Genomic DNA, 6,647 nt, shown 5'->3' on the forward strand with positions numbered 1-6,647 from the left:
GACCGCCACCGGGCTCATCGTGGGCACGCCCGCCACCCCGCCCCCCGACACCTGTTCGGGCGGCAGAAACCCCGGCGTGCCCACGATGAGCCCGGTGGCGGTCAGGGCGGTCGCGTCGGCGGCGCGGGCGATCCCGAAGTCGATCAGCCGGGGGCCGCTCGCGGTCAGCAGCACGTTGCCCGGTTTGACGTCGCGGTGGACGAGCCCGGCTGCGTGCACGACGGCCAGGGCACGGGCGAGCAGCCGGGCGAGGACGGTGACGCTGCGTACGGGCAGCGGCCCGCGCCGGGCGACGACATCGGAGAGTGTCGACCCGGGGACGAACTCCGTCGCGAGCCAAGGGCGTTCACCCTCGGTGTCGGCTCCGGTGACGGAGACGGCCCAGGGACTGTCGACTCGGCGGGCGGCCTCGGCCTCGCGGCGGAAGCGGGTCCGGAACTCCTCGTCCTCGGCGTGCTCGGGCAGGATCACCTTGATCGCGGCGAGCGCTCCGGCGTCGGTGCGGCCGAGGTAGACGACGCCCATGCCGCCGGCGCCGAGGCGGCCGAGGAGCCGGTGGCCGCCGATCCGGGCGGGGTCGGTGGGTCGCAGGTCGTCCATCGCCCGGCCTCAGCTCTGCTTCTCGACGGCGGATTCCAGCCGGGCCAGCATGGTGGCCTGGGCCTGGACTACCAGGTTGTCGATCTCGTCCCGAGTACGTCCCTTCGCCCCCTTGCCGGTCACGGCGACGGTGAACCGAAGGGTCTGCGCCTGCTGCCATGCGTAGTGGTGCGGCCCACCGAGTTCGGAACTCCGGTACTGCCCCACCTCGCTGAGGGCGTCCTCGGAGTTGGTCTGGGTGGCCTCGCCGCCGAACAGCGCGGCGGCGACCATGGAGCCGATCAGTTCGCCTTCGCGCAGTTGCTGGGTGGGGCAGCGCATGGTCTCCTCGATCGACTCGGCCATCTCCCAGGCCGCGTCCTCGCGGCTGCGGTGCACGGTGACGACGGCACCGAGGCGCACCGGCCCCTTGCCCGCCTCCGCAGGCACCTCGAACGACCGGGTGAGGGTGGCGAGGACGCTGTGCCCGGGCTTCCGCTGCTGCCAGACACAGTCCTCGCCGAGCACGGGCCAGGTCGCGGGGTCGCTCTCGTACGGGCTCCGCTTCACCACCCCGGGGCCGAAGCTGTCGGGTCCGGCGATGACGCGGCCGATGAAGTCGCGTGCCTCGGCCCGGGTCTTCGGGAGCCGCGCGGGGTCGGGTTCGAACGTTCTCTCGGGCGACGGTCCGGCACCGGTGCTGCCGCCGCGGTCCGTGCTCGCGCTCGCCGAAGCATCGCGTTTCCCGGCCTCCCCCGGTCCGTCCGCCGCCCCCGAGCAACCGGCGAGCACTACGGTCACCAGGGTCAGGGCGAGCGGCAGCGCGAACCGGCCCCCTCTTAACGGCACGTGACAGGTCACAGCGCTCCCCCGCTCTCCTCTTCGACGCCGCATCGATCATAGGTTCGGCGGGCCGCAGTGGTGGAGGCATCCGGGGACTGTTTCCTCATCGGGACACGGGGACACCGGAATATCGGGACGCGCGGGCGCTCCCCCCTCGCGGATCCGTTGCTGCCGGGTTCAGGCGGTCTCCGCCAGGAAGTCCTGGAGGTGCTCGACGAGGGCGTCCGGCCGGTCCTGGGGAATGAGCGTGTAGCTGTCGGCCACCTCCACCAGCCGCCCCTGCGGAAGGATGTCGGCGAGCCGTCGCCCGTGGTCGAGCGGCATGACCCGGTCCTCGGTCGCCCAGACCACCAGCGCGGGCCGGTCGAAGGTGCGCAGTTGCTCGGTCCAGCGCAGGAGTTCGGCCTTCTCCGGTACGCCGAGGACATAGGCACGCAGATCGCGCCGGATCTCCGGGGAGGTCAGCAGCGGCCGGAACCAGTCGTCCATCGTGGCGTGCGGGACGGGCCGCTTGCTCATCCATCCCCAGGTCATGGGCAGCCGCCGGGCGGGCTTCAGCCGAAGCAGGGAGAAAGCGGCCCGGAGCCCTCCCGGCAGCCTGGCGAAGGCGGCGAGGTTCCGGCCGGGCAGGCCGGGCGGGTAGTTGTCGAACGCCTCGCAGGAGGTGATGACGAGCCCGCCGATCCGGTCGGCCCGCCCGTCCGCGACCAGGGCCTGAGCGCCGCCCCAGTCGTTCATCACGAGTGTCACGTCCGACAGTTGGAGGGCTTCCAGGAACTCGGCGACCAGCCGCGCGACCCCGAGCACGGACAGGTCGGCCGCGGCCTCCATGGGCCTGCGGTGCCCGCCGAGCGGCAGGGTCGGCACGATGCACCGCACCCCGTCGCCGAGCCCGGCGACGACCTCGTCCCACAGCGAACCGTTCATGGCCACGCCGTGCAGGAGGACCACGACGGGCCCGTCACCGCCGGTGTCGCGGTACTCGATCACGCCCGCCGAAAGCCTCACATCGTCCATGCGGTCAACATAGTCCGGCCGCCCTCGGGGCAGCACCTGACGCAGCGTAGGGATTACCCCGCCGTCCTTGATAACGTCGCCCCCGCGGCTGCGGACTTCTCCCCCGACCCAGCCGTACGGGGTGGGCACGGGGACCGGGCGCGGCAGGACGAAGAGGGCCGACAGATGAGCCTTGCACAGGTGCACTACACCTCCGCCGCGCCGGGGGACGAGGGATCGGCGGGCCGGTTCACGGCGGTCGGCCCCGGGGTGTCCGGGTCCCTGCTGACGGAGATCGAGCCCTTGCTGCGCTACGAGCTTCCCGACAGCGTTCCCGACCGCCCGTCGAACGGCGAACTCCGCTCGCTGCCGCAGTCGTTCACCTACGCCGTCCTCTCCGACGGCAGCCGTCTGGTGTCCCGGTCGGCCCCGGTTCGGGAGACGAGTGGCGGCGCAGGGCCGGGGGTCCGGTTCCACGCGCACGCGGTGCATCTGCCGCCCGGGGTGCCGCTGCCGGGCGACCGGCTGCCGGTCGAAGCGTGGCGGTCGCCGCACTGGGTGGCGGTGACGCCCGGCGGCGCGATACCGGACCCGCTGACGCTGCCGCCAGGCCCGACGGCGGTCTCCGAGGGCCTGGACGACTTCGCCGTGTCGCGCGGCCCCTGGCTCGCGGCCGTCCTGGCGGATCTGCGCCGGGCCGGCGAGCCGACGGAGCCCGGCGCGCGGCCGGTGGTGCTGGTGGAACGGCAGTGCGCGGACGTGGCCCGGTGGCTGGGGCTCGCCTCCGTGACCCTGCCGAGGGAGAGCACGGAGCGGCTGACGTTCACCACGTACACCCGGCGGCCGGAGAGTTCGGCGGTGCGGGTGGCGGGGGTGCTGCCCGAGGACGCGGAGGCGGCCCGGGCGGCGGGCCTGCGGGTGCATGTGTGCGCGGAGCAGCCCCCGTCGGGCGGTGGTACGGACGACGTGTGGGCGGCGACGGCGGCGCGGGTCTGGCGGAGCCGGTCGCCGGAGCTGTTCCGGGAGGCTCGGGAGCTGCCCGGGGAGCCTTTCACCGCAGGCCCGTTGGCGGTGACGGCCCTGTGTGCGGGGATCACGCTCGGGCCGGACGAGCGTACGGCGGCGGCCTGTTGGGCGTCGGACCGCCCGTACGCCCTGGACGCCAAACGCACGGGACAGCTGGTCGAGGCCCTCACATCCCCCGGTATCGACGACCGTACGGGCCCCGAGTTCGACGCCGCGGGACGGCTGTTCGGTGCCCTGGAGGGCCGCTGCCCCGCAGCGGTGACCGCTCCGCTCGCGGCGATGCTGGTGACGGAGGCGGTACGGGGCGGCAACGGCTCGCTGGAACTGCCGCGCCGGGACGCGTTCGTGGGGCCGGAGGGCGCGGCTGTCGCGGAGCGGCTCGCTCCGGAGATCCTCAGCGAGCTGGGCGACACGACCGGGTCCCGCCCGGTGGCGCGAACCGTACAACTGCTGCGGGTGGCACGGCTGCTGGGCGTGGACGGTACGGACGCGCTGCCGGGCGTCGTGGACCGCCTGGCGCCGGCGCTATTGACAGAGGCAGCGGCCCGGGACAGGGACGGGACGGGCGCCCCGGACTTCGCCCCGGCCCTGCTGGAGCTGCTGGACGAGCAGTTCGAGGTGAGGACGGCGTTGCTGGGCGCGCTGGACCGGATCGCCCCGCGGGACCCCGGGGCGGTGGCCCGGTTCCTGGAGCGGGTGGCGCTGCCGTTCACGGGGACGCAGGCGTTGCCGCACCTGCGGATGTGCGCCGAGGTGCCGGGGGCGATGGCGACGCTCGGCGGGGACCGGGCGGCGGTCTGGCACCGGGTGCTGCGGGCGGCCGGCCTCTCTCCCTTCGCCGAGCCACTGGTCCTTCGCACGGCGGTGGGCCTGGTGTGGGAGGACCGGGCCCCGACGGTCGAGGAGGCCCGCCTCCTGCTGGACGCGGCCACGTCGGACTCGCACCGCGCGGCCGGTACGTGGGCCCGCCTGGTCGACGCGGCACTGGGCGCGTCCGCCGCGGAGCCGTCCGCCACCGGGACGCCCGCCGCCGGTCCGTCCGCCGCGAACACCGACGAGGCGGCCACCCTCGCCCACGACCTCCTGCGCGGTTTCCCGGGGGAGATCGGCGGCCGGGAACGGGCGGGCCTCCTGCTGCTGGACCTGGTCCGCGAACTGCGCACGGGTGCACCGGAACCCGGCTGGGCGGAGACGGTCCGCACCCTGTGCGCCCAGGCGGAACCGGTCGAACCGGCACTGAGGGAGCGCGCCCACACGGCCCTGGTCGAACGCCTGCTGGCCCCGGACCGCCCGGGCGCCGAGCTGTACGACTTCGTCCACGGCGACGACGCCGAGCTGATCGCCGCGTACGACCGCACCGCCCGGACGGAGCCGGTACGGACCCGGCTGCGCACCCAGCCCGCCTACGCGGCGGACTGCTTCACCGTCTGGACGGCCCACCCGCACGCGGGCACGACCTGGCCCCCGGTGGCCGCCGCCCTCCTGGACGAGGTGCTGCGCCCGGCGGTCCGCGCCATGTCCGCCGAGGACGTCGCGGAGGTCGAGGCCACGGTGGGCCGCACGGGCAGCAGCGGCCGGGCGGACGCCTTCCGCACGTGGAACCGTTCGAGCACGCTGGGCCGCCTGGGCCGGCGGATCGCGGGGCGGGTGCGACGGGGGTGAGCCCCGGGAGAGGAAAAGGCACGCGACCGTACGGGGTCAGCGGGTGAATCCCTTTACCTGAACGGCACTTCCGCAACTATGCGCGTCCGCTTTCTCCACCTGGAACCCCGCTGAGGCGAGGATGCCCAGAACAGCATCCCTCATGCAGGTCTGCACCGCTTCGAAGTGACGGATCCCGTAGGACAGATCCGACGGATCAACAGCAGCAGTCAACGCCGGGACGGCTGCAAGCGCTCGATCCGGTCCGGGTCGCCGCCGAGCAGGTCATCATGGCTGATGGTGAAGTCCCCGTTCGGCAGCGTCTGCCCGTCTCCGTACTGCCGCCCGATGACCGCTGCGGGAAGGAACTCGCGCAGGCTGTGGCGCATGCCCCCGGAGTAGGCGACGGGCGCGCCCCAGTCGGCGGCGGCCTCGTCGGTGGAGAACAGCACCCAGTGGTCCACCGGCACTGCTGCGTCGAGGGCCGGTGCCTTGCCGGTGTGACTGTCCAGGGCCGGCACGGTCAGCCGGTCGGGGTCCAGCGGCTGGTACCAGAGCAACAGAGGCTTGGCCCGTCGCGCCTCGGCGTTGTCGAAGCAGCACACGACGATGGTGTGGTCCGGGAAGTGCTCGGCGTAGAAGCTCAAGAGCTCCGGGTCGAGGGCGGGGCGCCGGTGCGGCGGCACCTGCCACAGCGCGGCGGGGATCGCGGTGGGGTCGTCCGCCAGGAGCACCGTGTAGACGTCGTGGTCGAAGATCTGAACGGCCGCCTGCGGTTCCGCGCCCATCCACACGATGTCGTCGGCCATCGCTGCGGCGTCCTCCACGGCGGAGACCATGCGGTGCAGGACGTCGCCGGAGCGCCCCGCCGAGAGGAAGTGGTGTGGCGTGAGCTGCCTCGTGGGCACGTGCAGCAGCATGGCGTTCGGGCCGTCCGCCAGGTTGACGGCCGTGTTCTGGTAGCCCAGGACGTGGACGAGGCCGTGCTCGCCGTGGTGGTGGCGCCCGCAGTACAGGATCGTGCCGGAGAACGCCGCCTCCCCTGTCGATATGCACATGGCAGCAAACGTACCGCCCGGTCCGGAAGAATGATCCGGGAGTCGGCCCCGCTCAGGGCGACCGGGCAGTCGGAGCCGAGAGCCCCCGACTAAAATCGTTCTTCATGTCGAAGCCTGACGAGTTGCTCACTGAAGTCGCTGCCCTGGTGGAATCCGGGCACAGCAACCAGATGTCTCTGACCGTGGTCGCCGGGGGTGCTGTCATCACCGGCCGCCTGGCCCCCGAGTCCGTCTGGAGGCAGCGGGTCTCCGAGGTCCTGGCGGACTCGACCCAGCTGAACGATTTCTCCGCCGTCTTCACCGCCATCGCGCGCAAGGAGGGGCCGCCCACGCATCTGCATTTCCATGTGGCACGGATCCTCCAGGGGACGGTGGGAATCCCGGAGACGGGCGGGATGTACCGCGTCGCGATCGAGGAAGTCAGCGCCTGGACGATGGGCGACTTCAGCTACTCCGATCACTGACCCCGCCCCCGCTCCCCGACCCTCGCTGCCCGAACCGGCG

Annotated in this window: 6 protein-coding genes; 2 read left to right on the top strand and 4 right to left on the bottom strand. The window is 73.1% G+C overall.

Annotated elements, in window-relative coordinates:
* From D3105_RS31510 to D3105_RS31520, 3 genes are all read right to left on the bottom strand, one after another.
* Window positions 1-600 (bottom strand): serine/threonine-protein kinase (locus D3105_RS31510; protein WP_133305733.1); only part of this gene is annotated, 600 nt, incomplete at its 3' end.
* Between the two features lie 9 nt (window positions 601-609).
* Complete coding sequence (locus D3105_RS31515; protein WP_240647093.1) at window positions 610-1,380, bottom strand: hypothetical protein; 771 nt, start codon at window positions 1,378-1,380, stop codon at window positions 610-612.
* Between the two features lie 219 nt (window positions 1,381-1,599).
* Window positions 1,600-2,439, bottom strand: a complete 840-nt coding sequence (locus D3105_RS31520; RefSeq protein WP_118906293.1) for an alpha/beta fold hydrolase — start codon at window positions 2,437-2,439, stop codon at window positions 1,600-1,602.
* 165 nt (window positions 2,440-2,604) lie between these two features.
* Here D3105_RS31520 and D3105_RS31525 point away from each other — a divergent pair, with 165 nt between their 5' ends.
* A complete protein-coding gene (locus D3105_RS31525) occupies window positions 2,605-5,106 on the top strand; it encodes a GTPase-associated protein 1-related protein (RefSeq protein ID WP_118906294.1) in 2,502 nt (833 codons plus the stop codon).
* Window positions 5,107-5,315: 209 nt separating this feature from the next.
* Here the strand turns inward: D3105_RS31525 and D3105_RS31530 are convergent, their stop codons facing one another.
* Window positions 5,316-6,143: a hypothetical protein gene (locus tag D3105_RS31530; RefSeq protein ID WP_118906295.1), complete on the bottom strand. Its 828-nt coding sequence runs from the start codon at window positions 6,141-6,143 to the stop codon at window positions 5,316-5,318.
* A gap of 104 nt (window positions 6,144-6,247) precedes the next feature.
* On the opposite strand from D3105_RS31530, the gene D3105_RS31535 reads away from it, so the two are divergent.
* Entirely contained in the window at window positions 6,248-6,607 is a 360-nt protein-coding gene (locus D3105_RS31535; protein WP_118906296.1) for a hypothetical protein, read from the top strand.
* The last annotated feature ends 40 nt before the right edge of the window (window positions 6,608-6,647 follow it).

Origin of the sequence: Streptomyces globisporus (assembly GCF_003501885.1) — a bacterium.
Lineage (GTDB): Bacteria > Actinomycetota > Actinomycetes > Streptomycetales > Streptomycetaceae > Streptomyces > Streptomyces globisporus_D.

Coding starts and splice junctions, on each gene's coding strand:
- D3105_RS31535 (WP_118906296.1), top strand. CDS start 6,248: ATGTCGAAGCCTGACGAGTTGCTCACTGAAGTCGCTGCCCTGGTGGAA.
- D3105_RS31520 (WP_118906293.1), bottom strand. CDS start 2,439: ATGGACGATGTGAGGCTTTCGGCGGGCGTGATCGAGTACCGCGACACC.
- D3105_RS31530 (WP_118906295.1), bottom strand. CDS start 6,143: ATGTGCATATCGACAGGGGAGGCGGCGTTCTCCGGCACGATCCTGTAC.
- D3105_RS31525 (WP_118906294.1), top strand. CDS start 2,605: ATGAGCCTTGCACAGGTGCACTACACCTCCGCCGCGCCGGGGGACGAG.